22 protein-coding genes are annotated in these 20,604 nt (G+C 64.4%); 12 read left to right on the forward strand and 10 right to left on the reverse strand.

The annotated features are described in order from the left end of the window. Positions 1–53 precede the first annotated feature (53 nt). From C7G41_RS10310 to C7G41_RS10320, 3 genes are all read left to right on the forward strand, one after another. Complete coding sequence (locus C7G41_RS10310) at positions 54–755, forward strand: FCD domain-containing protein (protein ID WP_106942913.1); 702 nt, start codon at positions 54–56, stop codon at positions 753–755. Between the two features lie 94 nt (positions 756–849). After that, complete coding sequence (locus C7G41_RS10315) at positions 850–1,713, forward strand: fumarylacetoacetate hydrolase family protein (protein ID WP_106942463.1); 864 nt, start codon at positions 850–852, stop codon at positions 1,711–1,713. 9 nt (positions 1,714–1,722) lie between these two features. Continuing rightward, positions 1,723–2,340: an amino acid synthesis family protein gene (locus tag C7G41_RS10320; RefSeq protein ID WP_245446499.1), complete on the forward strand. Its 618-nt coding sequence runs from the start codon at positions 1,723–1,725 to the stop codon at positions 2,338–2,340. 18 nt (positions 2,341–2,358) lie between these two features. On the opposite strand, the gene C7G41_RS10325 is transcribed toward C7G41_RS10320, so the two are convergent. After that, positions 2,359–3,186, reverse strand: a complete 828-nt coding sequence (locus tag C7G41_RS10325; RefSeq protein ID WP_106942464.1) for an MBL fold metallo-hydrolase — start codon at positions 3,184–3,186, stop codon at positions 2,359–2,361. A 94-nt stretch (positions 3,187–3,280) separates the two neighbouring features. Here C7G41_RS10325 and C7G41_RS10330 point away from each other — a divergent pair, with 94 nt between their 5' ends. The 4 genes from C7G41_RS10330 to C7G41_RS37730 all read left to right on the forward strand — a co-directional run bounded on the left by C7G41_RS10330 (position 3,281) and on the right by C7G41_RS37730 (position 6,028). Continuing rightward, complete coding sequence (locus C7G41_RS10330) at positions 3,281–4,156, forward strand: LysR family transcriptional regulator (RefSeq protein WP_106942465.1); 876 nt, start codon at positions 3,281–3,283, stop codon at positions 4,154–4,156. A 113-nt stretch (positions 4,157–4,269) separates the two neighbouring features. Further along, positions 4,270–5,424, forward strand: a complete 1,155-nt coding sequence (locus C7G41_RS10335; RefSeq protein WP_106942466.1) for a LuxR C-terminal-related transcriptional regulator — start codon at positions 4,270–4,272, stop codon at positions 5,422–5,424. A 190-nt stretch (positions 5,425–5,614) separates the two neighbouring features. Next, a complete protein-coding gene (locus C7G41_RS10340) occupies positions 5,615–5,800 on the forward strand; it encodes a hypothetical protein (protein ID WP_106942467.1) in 186 nt (61 codons plus the stop codon). Positions 5,801–5,860: 60 nt separating this feature from the next. Beyond that, complete coding sequence (locus C7G41_RS37730; protein ID WP_199198292.1) at positions 5,861–6,028, forward strand: hypothetical protein; 168 nt, start codon at positions 5,861–5,863, stop codon at positions 6,026–6,028. A gap of 601 nt (positions 6,029–6,629) precedes the next feature. On the opposite strand, the gene C7G41_RS10350 is transcribed toward C7G41_RS37730, so the two are convergent. Together C7G41_RS10350 and C7G41_RS10355 are read right to left on the reverse strand one after the other, a co-directional pair. Then, positions 6,630–7,391, reverse strand: coding sequence for a hypothetical protein (locus C7G41_RS10350; protein WP_106942469.1), 762 nt, complete (start codon positions 7,389–7,391; stop codon positions 6,630–6,632). Between the two features lie 15 nt (positions 7,392–7,406). Continuing rightward, positions 7,407–7,595 (reverse strand): hypothetical protein, encoded by a 189-nt coding sequence (locus C7G41_RS10355; protein ID WP_027516916.1) that lies wholly within the window; start codon positions 7,593–7,595, stop codon positions 7,407–7,409. Positions 7,596–7,848: 253 nt separating this feature from the next. On the opposite strand from C7G41_RS10355, the gene C7G41_RS10360 reads away from it, so the two are divergent. Beyond that, positions 7,849–8,835, forward strand: coding sequence for a DUF2336 domain-containing protein (locus C7G41_RS10360; RefSeq protein WP_106942470.1), 987 nt, complete (start codon positions 7,849–7,851; stop codon positions 8,833–8,835). Here the strand turns inward: C7G41_RS10360 and C7G41_RS10365 are convergent. From C7G41_RS10365 to C7G41_RS10375, 3 genes are all read right to left on the reverse strand, one after another. Then, a complete protein-coding gene (locus C7G41_RS10365; RefSeq protein WP_018458488.1) occupies positions 8,832–9,176 on the reverse strand; it encodes a DUF1491 family protein in 345 nt (114 codons plus the stop codon). The genes C7G41_RS10360 and C7G41_RS10365 overlap by 4 nt on opposite strands. Positions 9,177–9,243: 67 nt before the next feature. Continuing rightward, the gene (locus tag C7G41_RS10370; protein ID WP_106942471.1) at positions 9,244–9,948 is read right to left on the reverse strand and encodes a peptidoglycan-binding domain-containing protein; all 705 of its coding nucleotides are present in this window, start codon (positions 9,946–9,948) and stop codon (positions 9,244–9,246) included. Next, the gene (locus tag C7G41_RS10375) at positions 9,941–11,872 is read right to left on the reverse strand and encodes a PAS domain-containing sensor histidine kinase (protein WP_106942472.1); all 1,932 of its coding nucleotides are present in this window, start codon (positions 11,870–11,872) and stop codon (positions 9,941–9,943) included. Before C7G41_RS10375 ends, C7G41_RS10370 begins: the two co-directional genes overlap by 8 nt. Before the next feature lie 384 nt (positions 11,873–12,256). Between C7G41_RS10375 and C7G41_RS10380 the strand changes: the two genes are divergently transcribed. Beyond that, positions 12,257–12,682: a DUF5330 domain-containing protein gene (locus C7G41_RS10380; RefSeq protein WP_106942473.1), complete on the forward strand. Its 426-nt coding sequence runs from the start codon at positions 12,257–12,259 to the stop codon at positions 12,680–12,682. 68 nt (positions 12,683–12,750) lie between these two features. Beyond that, on the forward strand, positions 12,751–13,182 hold the full coding sequence (locus C7G41_RS10385; protein ID WP_007608201.1) for a SufE family protein: 432 nt from the start codon (positions 12,751–12,753) through the stop codon (positions 13,180–13,182). Between the two features lie 5 nt (positions 13,183–13,187). On the opposite strand, the gene C7G41_RS10390 is transcribed toward C7G41_RS10385, so the two are convergent. Both C7G41_RS10390 and C7G41_RS10395 read right to left on the reverse strand, forming a co-directional pair. Further along, entirely contained in the window at positions 13,188–13,604 is a 417-nt protein-coding gene (locus C7G41_RS10390) for a MucR family transcriptional regulator (protein WP_036005917.1), read from the reverse strand. A gap of 189 nt (positions 13,605–13,793) precedes the next feature. After that, on the reverse strand, positions 13,794–14,669 hold the full coding sequence (locus C7G41_RS10395) for a hypothetical protein (protein WP_106942474.1): 876 nt from the start codon (positions 14,667–14,669) through the stop codon (positions 13,794–13,796). A gap of 313 nt (positions 14,670–14,982) precedes the next feature. On the opposite strand from C7G41_RS10395, the gene C7G41_RS10400 reads away from it, so the two are divergent. After that, the gene (locus C7G41_RS10400) at positions 14,983–16,632 is read left to right on the forward strand and encodes a glycosyltransferase family 39 protein (RefSeq protein WP_106942475.1); all 1,650 of its coding nucleotides are present in this window, start codon (positions 14,983–14,985) and stop codon (positions 16,630–16,632) included. A 179-nt stretch (positions 16,633–16,811) separates the two neighbouring features. Next, the gene (locus tag C7G41_RS10405; RefSeq protein WP_106942476.1) at positions 16,812–17,591 is read left to right on the forward strand and encodes a class II aldolase/adducin family protein; all 780 of its coding nucleotides are present in this window, start codon (positions 16,812–16,814) and stop codon (positions 17,589–17,591) included. Between the two features lie 197 nt (positions 17,592–17,788). Here the strand turns inward: C7G41_RS10405 and C7G41_RS10410 are convergent, their stop codons facing one another. Together C7G41_RS10410 and C7G41_RS10415 are read right to left on the reverse strand one after the other, a co-directional pair. Beyond that, entirely contained in the window at positions 17,789–19,183 is a 1,395-nt protein-coding gene (locus C7G41_RS10410; protein ID WP_106942477.1) for a M20/M25/M40 family metallo-hydrolase, read from the reverse strand. A 52-nt stretch (positions 19,184–19,235) separates the two neighbouring features. Continuing rightward, positions 19,236–20,564, reverse strand: coding sequence for a glycosyltransferase family 87 protein (locus C7G41_RS10415; protein ID WP_199198293.1), 1,329 nt, complete (start codon positions 20,562–20,564; stop codon positions 19,236–19,238). Between the last annotated feature and the right edge of the window lie 40 nt (positions 20,565–20,604).

Below are 20,604 nucleotides of genomic sequence, written 5' to 3' on the forward strand. Positions count from 1 at the left end.
GCAAGATGCTCGTTGGCGCGGCATGTTGAGCCACCGATTCAATGACGGAAACCATGTCCGACAGCGCCATTCGCCCCCGCAAGGAATTCGGCAAGACCATCGCCGCCGACATCACCCATCGGCTGCGTGAGGAGATCATTGCCTGCGGCCTGGCGCCGGGCGAGCCGCTGCGGTTCGACGTCCTGCGCGAACGGTTCGGCGTCAGCTTCACGACGCTGCGCGAGGCACTGACGGCGCTCACCGCCGAAGGCCTGGTCGACGCCCAGGAGCAGCGTGGATATCGTGTCGCGCCCGTCAGCCGCCAGGATCTGGTGGAGGTCACCGATGCGAGGGTGCTGATCGAGGTGGAATTGATCCGCCGCGCGATCGAGCGGGGCAACGACGATTGGGAAATCGCCGTCATCTCGACCCTGCACAGACTGAAGCGAATCGAGCAGCGCGATCCCGAACATCCCCTACGCGATCCCGAATGGAAGATCGCCCACCGCCAATTCCACCAGGCGCTGGTATCCGCCTGCGGCTCCGCGACCCTTCTTGCCATTCGCGCCGAGCTGTTCGATCGCGCCGAGCGCTATCGGCATCTGTCGGCCAATTTCCGGCCGCGTCCGCGCGACAAGGCCGGCGAGCACCAGGCGATCATGCAGGCCGCCATCTCACGCAATTCGGATCTCGCGGTGCAGCTGATCGAGACGCATATCCGCTCGACCGCCGACAACGTGGCGACCTACGCCGCGCATCTGCTCGATACCGAATAGGCGGCAACGGCTTTTTATCGCCCTGGGCTTGCGCCCCGCCTGATTTTCGAAAATAATAGGTAAGATCGAAAATACCAACCTTTGGGGCGTAACCATGAAGCTGCTGTCGTTCTTGGAAGGAAATCGCGAAAGCTGGGGCGCGGTTGTCGAAAATGGCGTCGTGGATCTCGGTCGCGCCCTGCCCCAGTACCAGACGCTCGCGGACTTCCTCGGCAGCGATGACTATGCGCGGCGCGAGGCCATCGTCGCCGGGCAGAAGCCCACAATGGCGCTGAGCGACGTCAAATATCTGCCGGTGATCCCGCGTCCGGAGAAGATCGTCTGCGCCGTGCGCAATTATCTCGACCACCACAATGAAGCCGTGGCGTTCGGCATGAAGCGCGAGATCACGGAATTTCCGCCGATCTTCCTCCGGGTCTGGCGCTCCCAGGTCGCGCACGACGCGCCGGTGATCCGGCCGAAAGTCTCGGACAATTTCGACTGGGAGGGCGAGCTTGCCGTCGTCATCGGCAAAGGCGGCCGTCACATCAGCCAGGCCGACGCCTGGGATCACGTGGCGGGCTACTCGATCTACAACGACGTCAGCGTGCGTGACTGGCAGCGCCACGCCCAGCAGATCGCCTCCGGCAAGAACTTCGTCGGCACCGGCCCGTTCGGACCGTGGCTGGTGACGCCGGACGAGATCGGCGACCCCACCAAATTGAAGCTCGAGACGCGCGTCAACGGCGCGGTGGTGCAATCCTCCGACACCTCGATGCTGATCTTCTCGATCCCGCGGCTGATCGAGTACAGCTCGACCATCTTCGACCTCGTCCCCGGCGACGTCATCGCCACCGGCACGCCGGCCGGCGTCGGCTTCACCCGCAAGCCGCCGGTCTTCCTCAAGCCCGGCGACGTGGTCGAGGTCGAGATCGAGAACATCGGCGTGCTGCGCAATCCCGTCATCGACGAAGCATAGAGCCTGCGCATGTCGTCCCAAGAGGTGGTCCAAGAGGTGGTCCAAGACGTGTCCCATGACATCCGCAAGACCGCGCTCAGCGTCGAGACCATCTGGCACGAGCGCGGTCCCCGGCGGGAGAAGCCGCTGCTGGTCGGGACCGCCATTGCGGTGATCCGCAATCCCTTCGCGGGCCGCTATGAGCCTGATCTGATGCCGTTTCAGGCGTCCTTGCGCGAACTCGGGCGCGAGCTCGCAACGGGGCTGATCGCGCAGCTCGGCGGCGCCGCGCAGATCGAAGCCTATGGCAAGGGCATCATCGTCGGCGAGGATGGCGAGCTGGAGCACGGCGCGGTCTGGCACGAGGCCGGCGGCCAGGGCATGCGCGAGGTGCTCGGTCAGCCCAAGGCGATCGTTCCGGCGGCGAAGACCATCGGCGGTCCTGGCACGCGCCTGATGGTCCCGCTCGGCCACATTCACGCGGCCTATGTCCGCAGCCATTTCGGCACCGCGGAGATGACGCTGTGGGATTCACCACGGCGCGACGAGATCGCCTTCGGGCTCGTGATGGCGACCGGCGGCCGGCCTCACGCGCGCATCGGTGGCCTCGCGGCATCCGCGATCTCCGTGCACGACGGACAGCGTTGACCGGCCCGAGCAGCGCACTCAATGTGCGCCGCACCTGCAGCGCTCGTAATCAGCGGGATCGTGGCTGTTGACGATGCTCACGCGATCGCCGTGGTTCAGCTTCAGCGCGCGCAGGCGAGCCTGGTTGGCGATCCGCACGCTTCGGTCCATGTCGGCCTTGCGCTGGAAATATCCGAGCATCAGCGGCATACGCGGCGATGCGTCGAGTTGACCGTGATGGAAATAGCTGTCGCCGGCGTGCAGCAGCCATTTGCCGCCTGATCGCACGGCGATGCCGCAATGGCCGAGCGTGTGGCCGGCGAGCGGGATCATCAGGATGTCGGCCTCCCTGTCGCCGAGCGCGCGCACGCCCTTGAAGCCGAACCAGTCCTCGCCCGGCTCATCGTAGAATTTCCAGCTCGGTCCATGGCTCCACTGCCCCGTGACATAGCGCCCCTCGGGCGGCGCCGGCTTGCGCAGCACCGCCATGTCGTATTCGGCGCGGTGGACGTGGATCGCCGCGTGGGGAAAGTCGGGCACGCCGCCGGCGTGATCGCGGTCGAGATGCGTCAGCAGCACGTGGCGTACGTCCTTGGGTGAATAGCCGAGCGCCCTCACCTGCGCGACCGCCGTCTCGGCGGGATCGAGCTTTGGCGCGGTCTGCCGCAGCCATCGCCGTCCCAGCCGGTCGGGTGTCGCAATATCGCCGAGGCCGATGCCGGTATCGACGAGGGCGAGCCCGTGAGCGGTCTCCACCAGCAGGCAATGGCAAACCAGGCGGGCGCGCTGGAACAGGCTGCCGGCGCCGTTTACGAGGCGCCGCCCCATCGGGCACATCGTGCCGGTGTTGAGATGGTGAATTTTCATCGCGCGTCCCTGTCTGTTGTGAGCAGAGCGTTCTTGTCATCGTTCGACCTATAGGTAAAATATCGACTATTGATAGTATCTCTAGGAATATCCTATGGACATCCGCGAGCTTCGCTACTTCGCCGCCGTTTACCGCGAACGCAACCTGACCGTCGCGGCACGCGCCTGCTTCGTGTCGCAGCCGTCGATCTCCACGGCGATCACCCATCTGGAGGCCGAGCTCGGCACAACGCTGTTCATCCGGCACAAGAAGGGCGTCGCGCCGACTGCTTCGGCGGAGCAGTTTCATGCGCTGGCCCGCCGCATCATCGACGAGGCCGATGCCGCACGCAGCATGTTCAGGAAGCCGGCGACCAAGACCACTCTCACGCTCGGCCTGATGCGCACGCTCGACGTGCCCAGAACGATCGCACTGCTCAAGCCGCTGACGGCGCGCGCCGACATCGCACTCCGCCTCGTCGGCAGCGACGAGCGCGCCGACGCGCGGATCATCTCGAAGACCATGCTGCGCGCCGACGAGCACTTCGTCGCGCTGTGGAGCGAGCGTTATGTCGCGGCACTGCCGCCGTCGCATCCGCTGACGCTGAAGGAGAAGCTTCGTACCGCCGATCTTGTCGACGCTCCGCTGATCGATCGCTGCCATTGCGAGCAAAGCGCATTCTTTGGCCGCACCGGGCAGCGGCGCCGGCCCGCAGCGGTTGCGCAATCGGAAGATTGGGCGATGGCGCTGGTTGCCGCCGGCGTCGGCATCGCCATCGTCCCCGAAGGCGTGGCGCGCGGCCATCCCGACGTCGCCGTGCGCGAGATCGAGGTCAAGGTCCGGCGCGAGGTCGGGCTCGCCTACCGTGCCTCGGTGCCGTTGACGGATGCGCTGAAGGATTTTGTCGGGAAGCTGCAGAAGCAGCGCGCCAAGTCTACGCGCGGCCGAGCGGCCGTGGCGAACGCGAAGGGATCGCCTCGTCAGCGCTAGCGCATCCTTATTGCAGCGCAAAGTAGCGCTCGTAAATCCATCAATTCATGTGTTATGTATATTAGGCCGGTTGTTTGCCTAAAAACTAATCAAAGAAGAATGAAAGAGGCGTCATGATCGGTTTAGAGGGAGTTTCCGCCCAAGCGTTGTCCGACACCATCGGCGCCATCTACGACTGCGCCCTCAATCCGCAGCTTTGGGCAGCCACCTGTCGGAAGATCGCCGATCTGTGCGAGAGTACGGCGGGCGGCATCTGCGTTCACGACATGAAGCACGTCCAGAACGACCAGCTGTTCGTGTTTGGCTACGAGCAGACATTTCTGGAAAAGCTCGGCGAGAACTACGCGAAGACGCCGATGGCGGCCGCGGATATCGTCGCCGACATCGGTCATGTCAGCGCGCTCTCGATGAACGATCTCGATGAGCTGCTCGAAAGCCGGTTCTACCGGGACATTCTCCAGCCTCACGGATTGCAGGACATCATCTGGTTTCCAGCTCTGCGGACCGGCGGGCGCATGGCCTCCATGCATGCCTCCCGGACGGCGAAGGCGCATCGCTACCGGCAGCTGGACATCAACCTGTTCAAGATGCTGTCCCCTCATGTCTGCCGCGCCCTCACCATCTCTGACGCACTCGACCTCAGGACGCTGCGGTCGGAGATGCTGGAGCGGACATTCGACATGCTTGCCGTCGGTGTCTTCCTCACGGCGCGCGACGGCCGGGTCGTCTACATGAACGAGACTGCCGAGCGGCAGATCAAGACCGGCAACGCCGTTCGTGTCCTCGGCAACCGGATCTTTCCGACCGACGCCGCCGCCCGCAACGCGCTGTCCAAGGCCATCGACGAAGCGTCCCGCGACGATGCGGATTTGAGCGGACACTCGCTCGCGATCCCCGATATCGACGGCGCCGGCTACATCGCCACCCTGCTTCCTGTCGATCGCGGTCAGCGCAGCGGAATTCTCGCCCCCTTTGCCGCATCGGTAGCCGTCTTCATGAAGGACCCCGCCGAGGTGCCGATGATGCCGGGCGAGGCTTTTGCGAGGCTCTACAAGCTCACCGGCGGCGAGCTCCGCGTGCTGATGACGCTCGCCCAAGGTCTCGGCGCGAAAGAGGCCGCCGACATGCTCGGCATTGGCGAGCCAACGGTGCGCTCTCACCTGCAGCGCATCTTTGCCAAGACGAACACGACGAGGCAAACGGATCTGCTTCGCCTGCTGCAAAGCGCGACGCCGCCGCTTCTGCCCGCACAAGGCGCTGTCGGCTAATTCGTCACCTGCCATACGCCTAAATCGTCGTCATTTGCCGGCGCCGCCGGCTTGCGCCGCGCTACGCATGCCGTGTGAGATCTCCAGACGCAAAAAAACTCGCCGACAACGACTGCGTTTCATTGGTTCCGATGATGCGGCGATGCGGGATGACTGATTTTCTCATCGTCACGACATCAGGAGATGAACGATGCCGACGGCTACTGGCGCGCGCTGCCTCGATACGGACGACCATCGGCCCGAACCAAAGCGATGGCGTCTCGCGTCTTACGTCTTTCTGATCGCGCTGATGTTGCTGGCCATGTTCGCGCAGAAGCAAGCCACCGACGTCTCGATTCTTCCCACCGGCCCACTGCCGGCGATCAACATTCCTTGAGCGAAGCCGCGTTGGCGCACCCTTTGCTTCGATTTGGTTTTTATTTGCATTGGACATTTCATGATTCAAACCGCGAGCGATCAAGCGTTTTTGCTCATGCTGATTTCAGCCTGCCTGGGGGCGTGTTTCGTTTGGGCGTTCTGGGAAGTCGAGGAAGCCCGCCGGCGCCGGCAACGGTTCGACGAGTTCACGCGCGAAGCGCGGCGGTCGATCAGGCCCGGCCATTAGCCCACGCTCCGGAGATCATCATGAGAGCCCTCGCAACCGCCGCCATCGGGAGCGCTTTTGCTCGCGCATTCCCCGCGTCTTCGTTGCGGGCACATGTTCTCAAGCAGCTCACTACGTGCTGCGGAGCCGTCCTGTTCGTATGGCTGCTGTCGCTGACCCACGGGTTGGATCTCAGCGCCGGGTTCTTCTGACCGATCGGGTTCGACCATGAGCAACATGTCAGTTTGGTCCGGAGCGGCCTTTCAGGTCCCCAACCGCCACGTCGAACCGGAATCGCGAGGCGTCTTCGCCTTCATCATGTCGGCGCTGCACGCCTCGCGACGGCACCAGGCAGACCGCGTCCTGCGCCATTACGAGCACTTGCTCACCAAAGAACTCAAACATGATTCCGGAGAACCAGAATGGTCGTTGCGAACAGGACAGCTGAGGCAAGATTGACGGTTCGGTCTCCGCAGCGCAGTGAAATGCGTTGGCTCCTGGCGGTCGCAGCCGCGTTCCTTGTCGTTCACATCGTCGCCGTGATGATCTGGGGACGCGCGTCGGCGAGCGAGGCCACGGCTCCAGTGCAGGCGACCATATCGCCCTTGTGCGACTAGCTGGGTTAGCCCTTCGAGACGACCGCGCGGCCGTAGGGCGGCTGGGCCGCAACCGGCGGGTTGGCGGTCTGGGCGGCGAGCTCGCCGATCAGGCGGTCGGCATCGGCGGCCATGCCGTCGGGCGCCTGGATCACCAGCCGCTCCAGACCCCAGCGATAGGACGAGACGCGCTGCTCGAGGCACTGCTGCACCCACTGGATGATCAGCGAATTCTCCTGCATGCGCTCGACCGCGTCCTCCCTCTCCTTCGGCGAGAGGGAGGAGACGCGCGCCATGCTGGCATTGCGCTTCTTGTCGAGGTCGATGACGCGGATCGCGGAGGCGAAGAACGGCTCGAAGCGGGTGATGTCGTTGCGCACGTCCTCCATCAGCTGCGTATAGCGCGAAGAATGCGAACGGTGCGGCTCGTCGATCAGTGTGCGTCCATACATGGTGCGGTCGAACACGATCTTTTGCCGCCAGGGCGAGGGCAGCGCCTTGTAGTCGCCGAACACGCTCTTCCATGCGGGCCGCGACAGTGGCGGCTCGATCAGCGGATAGGCGAGGTCGCGAAGCTGGCGCTCTTCGTCGGTGAGCTGGAATTGGGATGGCTTCAGGCCGACGCTGGAGGTGACTTCCGCGCCAAGCCAGCGATGCATGTCGTCGCTGCGCATGTCGGCGCGGGTCCGGCCGAAATCGCCGCCGCTACAGGCGGCAAGCGTCGCGCCAAGCGATGCGAGCATGATGGCCGTTACGACGGGCCGGATCTGGCGGAGGTTCTCCGGCATTGCAAGGGCCGAAGGCTAGCGGCGACGACGACGGCGCCCCGGCGCTGTGCCCTGCTCCGGCCCGTGATCGCCGCTGGTTTCGTCGCTCTCGCGCTCGATGCGGATCACGGGAAGGATCAAAATCGTGCCCATGTCCGCGCGCGGAGCCACGTCCCCCGACGCGCTCACCCGGCGACCGGCCGGAAATTCGATGATGGTCCCCATATCAGCTCTCTTCAATTGCCGCGCGACCCGGCGCGCCTCTGCAACATGCGATCATTAAGATCAGTTCATGGTTAACGGGGTGTAAACGTGCCGGCCGGACCGTAACCGCACGGGCGGGACCCGGCGTCCCGTTGCGGCACGAGAACGCGTCAAAGCGCCCGTTCGGCTTCACGCCTCGTTTTCCTTAACGAGCCTTTAAAGGAGCCCGCGATAGGCTGCCGGCGAGTATCTCTTCCAGGTCGCGTATCTCTCCATGACCAAGTCGTTGTTTCCAGGATTCGACGGGCTGATGACCCTCTCCCGTCGCGAAGGCGTCGATGTTCGTCCGACGCTGCTGCGCGTGCTGACCGACCTCTATGTCCAGTCGAGCACCCACAGCGACGACGAGCAGCGCCAGTTCGTCGAGCTCGCCACACGACTGATCGACCAGGTCGACGACGCGACGCGCGCGGCCGTCAAGGCGCGGCTTGCGATCTATCCATCGACGCCCGCCCCGATCATGCAGAAGCTCGGACTGTCGGCCGCGCAGGAGGGACGCAGGGTTCCGCTCGCACGCGAAATCCCGGCGCCCGCCCTTGGCCCCCCTCCTGCCCCCTTGCCCGCTCGCACGCCAACCGACGCCGAGCTGCGCATGGCCTCGAACATGGCGATGCAGCCAAAGGACGCAGCCGATATCCACGACATGTTCTTCCGCGCCGGCGCCGCCGAGCGCGCGCTCATCCTGCACAATCTGGCGCAGACCCCGCTGAAGGCCGCGCCGCGGATTCCGACCGTGCGCGCCAAGCGCGCGATCCAGATCCTCGAGATGGCGGCGATCGCGGGCGATGTCGAGAATTTCACCTCCGAGCTCGGCGACAGCCTGATCCTGCCCTCGCGTGTCGCAGCCCAGATCGTCGACGATGCAAGCGGCGAAGCGCTCGCGGTCGCCGCGCGCGCGCTCGACATGCCGAGCCCGGTGTTCCAGCGCATCCTGCTGTTCTTCAAGCCGGAGATCGGCAACTCGGTGACCGACGTGTACCGGCTGTCGCGACTTTACGATCGTCTCAGCGACCGCTCGGCGCTGGTGATGCTGGCCGCCTGGCGCGGCTCGACGCTCGCCGTCACCCGTGCCAAGTACCAGCCGTCGCTGCACGACAGCGAGCGCCAGCGCGCGCGGGCGGGCGCAAGCCAGACGCGCCCGAGCGTGCAGCCCGGCTCCGCGCCCGCGGTCCGGACGGGGACTGACGGATCGGATCGTTAGGCCTTCGCCAGTTCGAGAAAATGCCGCCCGGCGCGGTCTTCGGTCTCGACGATCCAGATGTCGGAGTCGAAGCGGATCTCCTTGGTCAGACGCTCCTCCACCGCGGGCTCCGGCATCGGCTGCGGCGCAAGCGGCACGAAGAAGCGATCGACGGGCCGACCGTCGTCATAGGAGGTCTGCGGCGCGGGCACATAGAGCATCGCGTTGCCGTCAAGCAGCGAGACCTTCACGAACACCGCGCCCGCCTCCTCCGCGCCGCGACGACGCACCGCGCCGTACACGCCCTCGGTCTGGCACCGGCGCAGATAGGCTGAGACCCAGATGTTTGATTTCAAACGCATGGACGCACGATAAGCCAGTGCTGCAATGAGCACCAGCCTTCAGGCTTCTGTCTCGGCGAAGCGTAGACTATTCGACCGGGTGGCCGATCGCGGCGCCGAGCTCGCGGAGCAGGCGGTCGGAGACCTGGCCGGTGACCTGCATCTTGTGCTCGCGCTCGAATTTCTGGATCGCTGACTGGGTCTCGGCGCCCATCGCGCCCGTGATCTTCAAATTCCCGTAGCCGTATTCGGACAGCGCGCGCTGCACGCCGGCGATGCGCCGCGCGGCCGGGCCCTGCTGCACGGGGATCGGCGCCGGTGGACGCGCGACGGAAGGCGGCGCCGAAATCGTTTGCTTGACCAGATTGGTCATGGGATCGCCCGAGCGCGGCGTCGATGCGGTCGCGTCGACGGGCTTCTCCGGCGACTTCTCGGCGCGCTCGGCAGGTTTGGGCTCGGCACGAAACTCCGTCGCTCTCGGCTCGAGCGGCGAGGTATCGGCGCCCACAGGACGCGAACGGGGCAAGGGGTTCGACAGCGGCAGGGACGACGGCGCGGGAAGATTGATCACGGTGCCGAACATCGGCGCCGGATGCCGGCCGGTTTGAAGGAACAGTGCATTGGCAACGATCGCGCCGATGGCGGCAACGGCGACGAGACCGGCCAGCGTGTCCTTGGGACTATGCAGCAGCACGCGCAGCACGAGATTGCGCTCGGTCTCGACATCGATGACCGCGGCCTTGGCGCCACGGCGGCGCGGAGCGGTTTCGTCCTTGGCAGACTTCTTAGGCACTTTTCTTCACCAGAGCGGGTTGGTCCTGAACTTGGTCGTGAGGATGGTCCTGAAATTCCTGGCGCAACACCGGCATCAAGGTCGCGATCTTGCCCTCGCTCGTCTTGCTGTCGGACATCTTGCCATCAGATGTCTTGCCGTCAGAAGTCTTGCCATCAGAAGTCTTGGCCTGCGGCATGTAGACGAGCGGCAGCCTGACGGTGACGACAGTGCCTTCGCCGAGTCTGCTTTGTACCGTCAATTCGCCGAGATGCAACGCCACCAGGCTCTTCACGATCGAAAGTCCGAGGCCGGTGCCTTCGTGACGGCGCTGATAGGTCTTGCCGGCCTGGAAGAACGGCGCGCCGATCCGCTTGAGATCGTCAGGCGCGATGCCTATACCGGTGTCGCTGACGCGCAGCGCAAGCTGCGAGCCCGAGACCGCGGCTGTGACGGTGACCTGACCGCCGCGCTCGGTGAACTTGACGGCGTTGGCGACGAGGTTGAGCACGATTTGCTTGAAGGCGCGCGGATCGCCGGTCATGACAGGCAGGTCCTGCGGCGCATCGGTGACGAGATCGACGCCGTTCTCCCGCGCCTTCAGTGCCAGCAGATTGCAGCAATGCATCAACGATGCACGCGGCGCGAACGGTTCCGACGCAATCTCGAAATTGCCCGATTCCATCTTGGACATGTCCAGGATGCCGTTGACGACCGAGAGCAGATGCTGGCCGGAATCGTTGATGAGCTGGGCGTATTCCCTCCGCTGGGCCGCGCCCAGCATCAAGGTCTGCTCCTGCGTGATCATCTCGGAGAAGCCGATGATGGCATTGAGCGGCGTGCGCAGCTCATGGCTCATGGTGGCGAGGAAACGCGTCTTGGCGGCGTCGGCCGCCTCTGCAGCGCTGCGCGCCTGATCGAACGCCTGCTCGGAGAGCTTGCGATCGGTGACGTCGCGCATCACGGCGACGACATCGGCCTCGCGCGTGGCATCACGACCCATATCCTGATCGAGCGGGCGGCAGCGCATCTCGACCCAGATGAAATCAACCTGGCCGCGCTCCGAGCCGGCACGCTCCCGGCGCAACCGGAACTCGACGCTACGCACGTCACCGCGCGCGGCATCGGACAGCGCCGTGAGATACGCCGGGCGATCGGCGACATGGACGCGATCGAACAAGCCATGGCCGAGCAGTTGCGCGACGGGCACGCCGAGCATGGCTTCCACCGCCGGTGAAATGAACTGCACCGCGCCGTTGCGCTGATGCCGCGAGATGACGTCGCTCATGTTCCGCGCCAGGAGGCGGTAGCGCTCCTCCTCACGCGACAGCAGCGCAACGCTGGTGCGCGCAAGCGATTCCGCACCGAAGGCCAGGCCTGCGGCATAGAGCGTCGCCGAGGCGACGCCGAACGCCATCAGCACGCCGCGTTCCGCGGCGCTGGTGTCGTCAATGGTCAACCAGCCGAGCTGGCTGACGAGAATCAGGATGCCGGCGCAGGACAGCGCCAGCAACGATGCAAAGGCCGCAACGCGACGCGAGGCCGACAGCGCAGCTTCGAGGGGAACCACGACCAGCCAGATCGCGGCGAATGATTCGATGCCGCCGGTCGTCACCGCAACCGCCATGATCAGGCCTGTGAGCGCCAGCGACGACAGCACATGCGCGCCTTCGTAACGGCCGGTGCGCGACAGGAACCAGGACAACAGGATCGGCGCAATCAGCCAGGCGAAGGCTGCGACCTCGATCGCGCTCGGCGCGCCGCGCATGGCGAGATAGACCGGGAATGCGGCGAAGGCGGCCAGGCTGCCGAGCAGCCGCGGGGCCATGAAGGCACGATGGCGCGCTCGCGTCAGCGCGTCGTAACGCGCGGAGGGATGCAGCAGCGCATCGAGACAATCGCGGATGATACTCAAAACTGTCACGGGTCTCGCGCTTCGGCTCATTCGTCGGGAAGACGCGCCGGAACGCCTCCTTATCGTTGAGCCACCGTGTCAGAGCGACCTTAAACGAACACTAAGGCAGCTCGGCGCGCCGCCGGACACGGTGTCATCGCAGGGCTTTTTAGGCGATTTGACGACGTCATCGGCGAGGATGGTGAACACAGGGTTTCACCGTGATCCGCATGGTTTCGAAATGGTGGACGGGCGTGGCGGCAGAACCACGGAAGAGGACGTCAATCGAAAATTTACGAGACTGTCGATTGCGAAGATTTTTGCGTCAATTTTCCGCGAATTAAGCGGAAGGCAATCACTTGCGATTTATCGAGAGTTGCTAGGTCCGACATCCGCGGAGATCGCCGCGGCGGGCGCTAACATACAGGTCGCAAGATGCGCTTTCTGCTTCGCATCACATTCTGGCTCGGGCTGGTGCTGGTGCTCCTGCCGCGGGACAAGACGCCCGAATCGGACAAGCTGCCGCAGATCGGCGCTGCCGACGCGGTCCAGGCTGCGACTGCGGCCGTCTCGGACATGACCCAGTTCTGCAAGCGCCAGCCGGCGGCCTGCGAGGTCGGCGGACAGGCTGCGACCATCATCGGCCAGCGCGCGCAGGACGGCGCGAAGAAGATCTACCAGATCATCAACGACAAGAAAGAGCAGCTCGAGAAGCCCGACAAGAAGGCGCCCGATCACACCGGCTCGATCGCGCTGGCCAGCGAAGGCGACCTCGCTGCGAGCGAGGCGCCGCGCGACACCCTGTCCCAGGACGACCTCGCGCTGGAATGGCGCGGCCCGGCGCCCGCGACAGCGAATTAGCGCCCAAACCCTATCGATTTCACACGCTTGCGTCCCTATATTGGCCTGAACGGGAACTTTGGGCCAGCATGACGACGATCGACGAAATCAGGGATAATTTCGAGATTCTGGACGAGTGGGACGACCGCTATCGGTACGTCATCGAGCTCGGCCGCACCCTGGAACCGATGTCCGAGGCCGAGCATTCGGCCGAGAACAAGGTGAATGGCTGTGTCAGCCAGGTCTGGCTACAGAAGCTGATCGATCATCGCGATGGCGGCGCGCCGATCCTGACATATCGCGGCGACAGTGACGCCCACATCGTGCGCGGGCTGGTTGCGATCGTGCTGTCGCTTTACTCCGGCCGCACGCCGCAAGAGATTCTTGCGACCGACGCCATTGCCGTATTCGACGAGTTCGGCTTTCGCGATCATCTGACGCCGCAGCGTTCCAACGGCCTGCGCTCGATGGTCGAGCGCATCAAGACCGACGCGAAAGAGGCGCTCGCGGAAGCCTCGTAGAAAATCTACTTCCGCTTCCGCTGCTGCTGCCCCAGTCCCATCTGCTTCGCAAGCTGCGAGCGGGCCACCGCATAGTTCGGCGCGACCATGGGATAGTCGGCCGGCAGGCCCCATTTCTCGCGATATTGCTCCGGCGTCATGTTGTACTGGGTGCGAAGATGGCGCTTCAGCGACTTGAAGCGCTTGCCGTCTTCCAGACAGACCAGATAATCGGGCGCGATCGACTTCTTCAGCGAGACCGCCGGCTTCGCCGGCTCGAGCGGCGCCGTCTCGGTGCGGCCTGACGAAACGCGCACCAGCGCGCCATGCACCTGGCTGATCAGGTTCGGAATCTCAGCCGCAGGCGTCGGGTTGTTGCTGAGATAGGCCGACACGATGCTCGCCGTCAGCTCAATGAAATTCTTCGCCCCGGCATCCGACATCGGCCCGACCTTTCTCCACCCTGCGTCGCACGGGATTGACGACGCCAAAGTATTCCGTGTCAACAATACGTTCGGCTGAAACGGGACGACTGAGGAGTATGGGCTGATTTACTGACGAAGTGACAAGAACGCCAGCGCTTTACTTGCCTTCGCCAGACTTGCTTGCGCCAGATTTGCCTGCGCCAGCCCTCAAGCCCCGCGCTGGTCGAGGTGAGAGCGCAACTCGTCGATCGAGGCAAAGCGCATCATCCCCTCCGGCATCTGGGCTTCGATCGAGCCATCGGAATAAAGCGAATAGGCCATGCCGTCGACGATGCCGGATTTGAGCACCGTCACGGGCGCCTGCTCGGCCGCTGCCGCAGGCTCGGGTGCAGGCGGCGGAGCAGCCTCCGCGAAGGTCGACGGCGAGCGCGGTGGCGGACGCCGCGCGGCTGCCGGCGGCTCCGGAGGCCTCATGCGGTCCGGCTTCGGCCAGGCGTCGTCAAAGCTCGCAGGCGGACTCTCCGGGGCGGCAGGCTCCGCCGACGGCTCGACGTGCGGCAGCGGCGGCAAGCCCTCGCCGGTCTTCGCCTCCGCGCGCTCGCGCTCCTTGCGGGAGGTCGAGGCGAACAACAGGTTGCGCCGGCGCGGCGGTTCCGGAACCTCAGGCGGGCTCGGAGCTTCCGGTGTTGGCGGAGGCTCGACGCGCGGACGTTCGCGCGCGGCTGCTTCGTTCTGCCAGGGCGGCGGTCCTGCGGCCGGCAACGGCGGCGCCGGCTCCATCTTCCCGGCGCTCGCCGACTCAGGCGCGGGGGCTGGCGTTCCAGCCATCCCGAGACCCGGCAGCACGGGCCTGACCCGAACGTCGGACGGTGCGATTGACCCAGCCAGCCGGCGGGCCATGCCCTTCAATTCCGCGACCACGACGTAGAGGCCGGCCAGTAACATTCCGGAGCAGACGCCGATGGTCCCGGAGATTATGAGGGTGCTGCCGAGACTGAATTCCCTGACGGTGAAGCCGAACAGGATCGCAAGGAGGCCCGCCAAAACGGCGAAAATCCCCGCGATCAACAATGCCAACGCCATCGAACTCACCCCCGGCCGCGCAGCCACACGCGACCCTCGTTACGCAACGATACCGTCATCCGGTGTTCCACGCCAACGTCGAATTATAGCCTGCGTTCCTAAAGGAAAGGAAATCAGGGACTTATTCACATTCCCTTCAGCTACGGCTCGCTACTTTGAAGCTGCTCTCGCGTTGGTCGGATTTGCTGCGCTGCATCAGGAATTTAGCCATAATGCCCAATTACTTGGTAATGGAACTGCGCTATAGGAATTCCGGGGAGCAGGCCCGCGCGCACCAGCAGGGTCAAGAGGGGATTCCGGGTCACCAATAGCCATGACATCCATCACGACTTCGGCGATCGACACGCCTCTGCGGCGCTCGGTTGAACGGACTTGCGACGATCTCGCCATGCTGGTGCTGGCTGCGGTCGCCGTCATTGCTGGCTTGACCTTCCGCGATTACGGGCTCGGCTGGGACGACTACACCCACGCGGAATATGCCGACCTGCTGCTGCGCATGTTCGGTTCCGGTTTCAAGGACACCGCGGCACTCTCCTTCGCCAACCTCTACATGTATGGCGGCGGCTTCGACATGGTCGCGGCCCTCCTGCACAAGGTGATTCCGCTCGAGCTGTTCGAGACGCGCCGTCTGGTCGGCGCCGTCGTCGGCGTGATCGGACTTGCGGTGACGTGGCGGCTCGGCCGCCGTATCGGCGGTCCCCTTGCGGGCCTTGCCTCACTCCTGCTGCTCGCGCTCTGCCCGATCTTCTACGGCCACATGTTCATGAACCCGAAGGATGCGCCCTTCGCGGTGGCCATGATCATCCTCATGTTGGGCCTCGTCCGCCTCGCCGAAGAATATCCGCAGCCTTCGCCGCGCACGATCCTGATCGTCGGCCTTGGTGCAGGCCTTTCGCTCGGCACCCGCATCCTCGGCGGCCTTGCGCTGGTCTATGCCGTGATCGGCTTCATGCCGCTGTTCCTGGAGGAACTGCGCACCGAGGGCCTGCGCGAATCGGTCCGGCGCTTCGCTTATGTCGTCTACGTGCTGCTGCCCGGCCTCGTGCTCGGCTACCTCGTGATGGGGCTGATCTGGCCGTGGTCGATCATGGAGCCCGGCAATCCCTTCGAGGCACTGACCTACTTCTCGCACTTCTTCGAGAAACCCTGGAAGGAGATGTTCGACGGCGCGATCGTATCCGTGCCCGACATGCCCTGGTCCTATCTGCCGACGCTGTTCGCGCTTCAGCTGCCCGAGGTGATGCTGGTGCTGATGTTCGGCGCCGTGATCGGCACCTTCGCTATGCTGCCGCGTAGCGAGGTTCCCGCCCGCCGCAAGACCATCCTGCTGATGCTCACGCTCGCCGCGACCCTGCCACTCGCGATCGCGATGGTGAAGCGGCCGGCGCTCTACAACGGCATCCGCCATTTCGTCTTCGTGATCCCGCCGATGGCGGTGCTGGGCGGCGTCGCCTTTGGCTGGGCCATGGAGCGCCTGCGCGCCAATCACCGCACATGGCAGCCGGTCGTGCTCGCCACCTTCTGCTTTGGCTTGGCGCTCTCGCTCGCCGAGATGATCCGCCTGCATCCCTATCAATACACTCACTTCAACCACATCGCCGGCACCGTGCGCGGCGCCGACGACCGCTTCATGCTGGATTATTGGGGCCTCGCGCTGAAGCAGGCCTCGGACGAATTGCGCGAGCAGCTGGTCGAACGCCAGGAAGTGCCGCCGCGCAACCGCAAATGGAAGGTCGCCGTGTGCGGTCCGCAGCGCCCCGCCCAGGTCGCGCTCGGCCCCGACTTCACCATCGGCTGGGATTCCAATGCCGCCGATTTCGCCATGACGCTCGGCGAGTTCTACTGCAAGGGCCTCACCGCCCCCGTGCTGGTCGAGATCAAGCGCGACGACGTGGTGTTCGCCCGCGTCTACGACATCCGCGGCAGCAGCATTTCCAGCCTGCTCTCGATCCCGGCGCCGTAATAAATTCCTCCGGACCGTAGCCGGAAGACCGTAGCGACATCCGGAGCCTATCAGAGAGCCCCGCATGTCGCTTCGCTCATGCGGGCTACGCTGGACTGCCGCGCTTTGTGTGCCTTGCTGGCAGCTCGCGGCAGGACTACGCTCCCTCCCCGCAACAACGATGTTCGGAGAGATCAGCCATGTCGCCAGCGGAAGCGCGCCTGAAAGAAGTGCCGTCGAACATGACGGAGGCCGAGTGGCAGCAACGGGTCAATCTCGCCGCCTGCTATCGCCTCGTCTCGCTCTACGGCTGGGACGATTTGGTCGACACTCACATCTCCGCGCGCGTGCCCGGCCCCGATCATCATTTCCTCATCAACCCCTACGGGCTGATGTTCGACGAGATCACGGCGTCGAGCCTGGTCAAGGTCGATCCGCACGGCAACCAGCTCTCCGAGAGCGAGTACAGCATCAATCCCGCCGGCTTCACCATCCATTCGGCGATCCACGAGGTGCGCGAGGACGCTATCTGCGTGCTGCATCTCCACACCCTCGACGGCACCGCGGTCTCGAGCAGCGCCGAAGGCCTGCTGCCGCTGAACCAGACCGCCCAGCTCGTCACCCACGACCTCGCCTATCACGATTACGAAGGCATCGCGCTCGACCACGACGAGCGGCCGCGGCTACAGAAAGACCTCGGCGACCACAACCACATGCTGCTGCGCAACCACGGCACGATGACGGTCGGCCGCTCGGTCGCCTCGGCCTTCGAACGCATGTATCACCTCGAGCGCGCCTGCTCGATGCAGGTGCGTACGCGCGCGCTGGGCACGCCGGTCTACCCGGTCGACGATGTCGCGATCGACAAGAACACCGAGCTGCTCGCCAACCGCGACCGCGCCGAATTGCGCGCCACCAACCTCGTGTGGCCGCCGCTGCTGCGCAAGCTGGACCGAGAGCTCCCGGGCTACCGGTCTTGAGATTTTCGGGATTTGGTGTAGGGTAGGTCTCAACACCCTCTACACGTTTTAGAATCAAACGCCGCCCAATTCCGGGCGGCGTTTTTATTTGGCCCCGTCATTGCGAGGAGCGAAGCGACGAAGCAATCCAGGCTGTCTCCGCGGAGAGATTTCTGGATTGCTTCGCTACGCTCGCAATGACGAGGAAAGAGCGCGCCCTACTTCACCTCCGCCAGCGCCGCGAGGATGCGGGCCCAGGAGCGGATGCCTTTCTGGAAGCTGCGGAGGTCGTACTTCTCGTTCGGCGAGTGGATGTTGTCGTCGTCGAGGCCGAAACCGACGAGCAGCGAGTCGAGCCCCAGCGTGCGCTTGAAGTCCGCGACAATCGGGATCGAGGCGCCCGATCCCATCAGCACGGTCTCCTTGCCCCATTCCTCGGTCAGCGCGGTCTTGGCCGCGGCGAGCGGCTTCATGTTCCAGTCGAGCGCAATTGCAGGCCCGGCAGAGTGGTCGCCGAACTCGACCTTGCAGTCCCCCGGAATGCGCGCCGTCACGTACTCACGGAAAGCCTTGCGGATCTTCGCGGGATCCTGGCCTTCGACCAATCGGAACGAGACCTTGGCCGATGCGTGCGACGGGATCACCGTCTTGGAGCCCTCACCGATATAACCGCCCCAGATGCCGTTGACGTCACAGGTCGGACGCGTGGAAGCCTGCTCGACCAGGAGCCTGCCCTTCTCGCCGGCCGGTATCGATAGTCCAACCGGCTTGAGGAACGTGTCCGGCGTGAAATCGAGCTTCTTCCACTGCGCGAGAATGTCCGGCGGCGTATCCTTCACCCCGTCATAGAAGCCAGGAATGGTGATACGGTTGTCATCGTCGAACAGCCCGCCGAGAATTTTGGTCAGCACCCGGATCGGGTTCATCGCGCTGCCGCCGAACACGCCGGAATGCAGGTCGCGATTGGCGGCGGTGATCTTGAGCTCCTCATAGAGTAGACCGCGCAACGAGGTCGTGATCGCCGGCGTGTTGCGGTCCCACATGCCGGTGTCGCAGACCAGCACGTAGTCAGCCTTAAACTCGTCCTTGTTGGCTTCGATGAAGGGCACGAAGTTCTTCGAGCCGACTTCTTCCTCGCCTTCGATCAGGAACGTGACGTCGATCGGCAGCGATCCCGTCACCTTCTTCCAGGCGCGGCAGGCCTCGACGAAGGTCATGACCTGGCCCTTGTCGTCCTCGGCGCCGCGGGCCACGATGATCTTGCGGCCGTCGGCATGGTCGGTGACAACAGGTTCGAATGGCGGACGGTGCCAGAGCTCGAGCGGATCGACCGGCTGCACGTCATAGTGGCCGTAGAACAGCACGTGCGGCCGGCCGCCCGCGACGCTCTTGCCGACGACCGCGGGATGGCCGGCGGTCGGCCTCACTTCAGTCGCAACGCCGAGGCTCGCGATGTCCCTGGCAAGATGCTCCGCCGCCGCCTTGCAATCGGCCGCGAAGGCCGGATCGGCGGAGATCGACTTGATCCGCAACAGCGAGAACAGACGCTCCAGGCTGTTGTCGAACTCCTTGTCGATGTGGTCGAGCACGGATTGAAGCTGCGCATTGGCCATGGTCGTATTCCCTGCGTTCGAGTCCCGAGACGTCGGGCCTTAAGGTGTCTTCTCAAGAAGGATTGGCTTTTAGCGCTGCCGCGGCGTCGGGACCAGCCGCAACCGGCGGATGCCGGATGTGCCATGCGAGACTAGCTGCGAGAATCGCCGTCGCGACGAGGTTATTGCCCCAGGCCTGCAAGACATTGGGAAACCACGGCAGCGCCAGGAGCATGAGGATGCCGGCGGCGCCAAGGGCGAGCCAGGTTCCCAGGCGCACGTTCGCGCGCTCGTCGAAGGCGGCACGATGCATCAGCACCGTCATCGGGAAGAACAGCCACATGAAATAGTATTGCCGCGCCAGGGGCGATGCTACCGTCATCAGGCAGAACAGGATGCCGAGCTCCTCGGCGTCCGAGCGCGCCGTACGCCGCGCTTGCCGGGGCATGACCGCGACGAAGCCTAGCCCGAGCAACGCCGACAGCGCCAGCACGATCCAGTTCGCCATCCTGTAATCGACGTCGATGACATTCATCGTGCGCGGCGGCTTGTTGGGATCCTCCTGATTGTAGTTGATCGGCCGGACCAGCCGGTGCGTGACAGCAATGAGTGACTGGTTCACCCACGACCAGTTCTGCTCGTCGCGCTGGCCAAATCCTTTTTCCGAACTCGACCCGACCATGCCCTGATACCAGGTCCTGACCTCGGCGGCGTTGCGCTCGAAGCCGCGAATGGGGGCCGGCACGATATAGAGAAGCATGCCGGTGAAGGCGACCGTCGCGACGGCAGCTCCCCACTTTCGTCGCCAGACCAGATAGGGCAGCACCGCAATGGGAAACACCTTGATGGCGGTGGCGAGCGCAAACATGAAGCCTGCGAGCCAGGAGCGCTGATGCTGCAAGCTCCAGAAGCCGTAGAGCATCATCGCCAGCAGGACGAGGTTGGGCTGGCCAAGATCGAACATGTCGAACACGAAGGTCACGGTGACGACAGCGGGCAGCGCCTCCAGCCACGGGCCAGGCGTGCGGCCCGAACCGGTCATGGCATTGGAGAGCATCCCGGTGTACCACCACGCCACAATATTCAGGATCGACAGCACGGTGTAGAGCGCGATCTTGCCAAACCAGCTCGGGATCGCCAGCAGGATCGCCGGCAGCGGTGGGTAGATGAACTCGAAGTACTCATGGATGTCGCCGGGATAGAGCGGCCCACCTTTCAGGACCTGCTGCCCGGCCCAGTACCACAGGCCGTAGTCCTTCGTTTTGCCGTGCCCGAAGATCTCGGGACCAAGGACATCGGCGGCCAGGATGAAGCAACAGAGCAGGAAGAGCAGGTCGAGCGGCGCACGCAGCGACAGGTTTCGGAATGCGCCGGGTCGGACGAAAGATTCAGGTGAGGTCACGGTGGGGTCCAGTCAGGGGCCATAGCACCTAGCAGACCGA

This window comes from Bradyrhizobium sp. MOS002, from assembly GCF_003020115.1.
Taxonomy (GTDB): Bacteria; Pseudomonadota; Alphaproteobacteria; order Rhizobiales; family Xanthobacteraceae; genus Bradyrhizobium.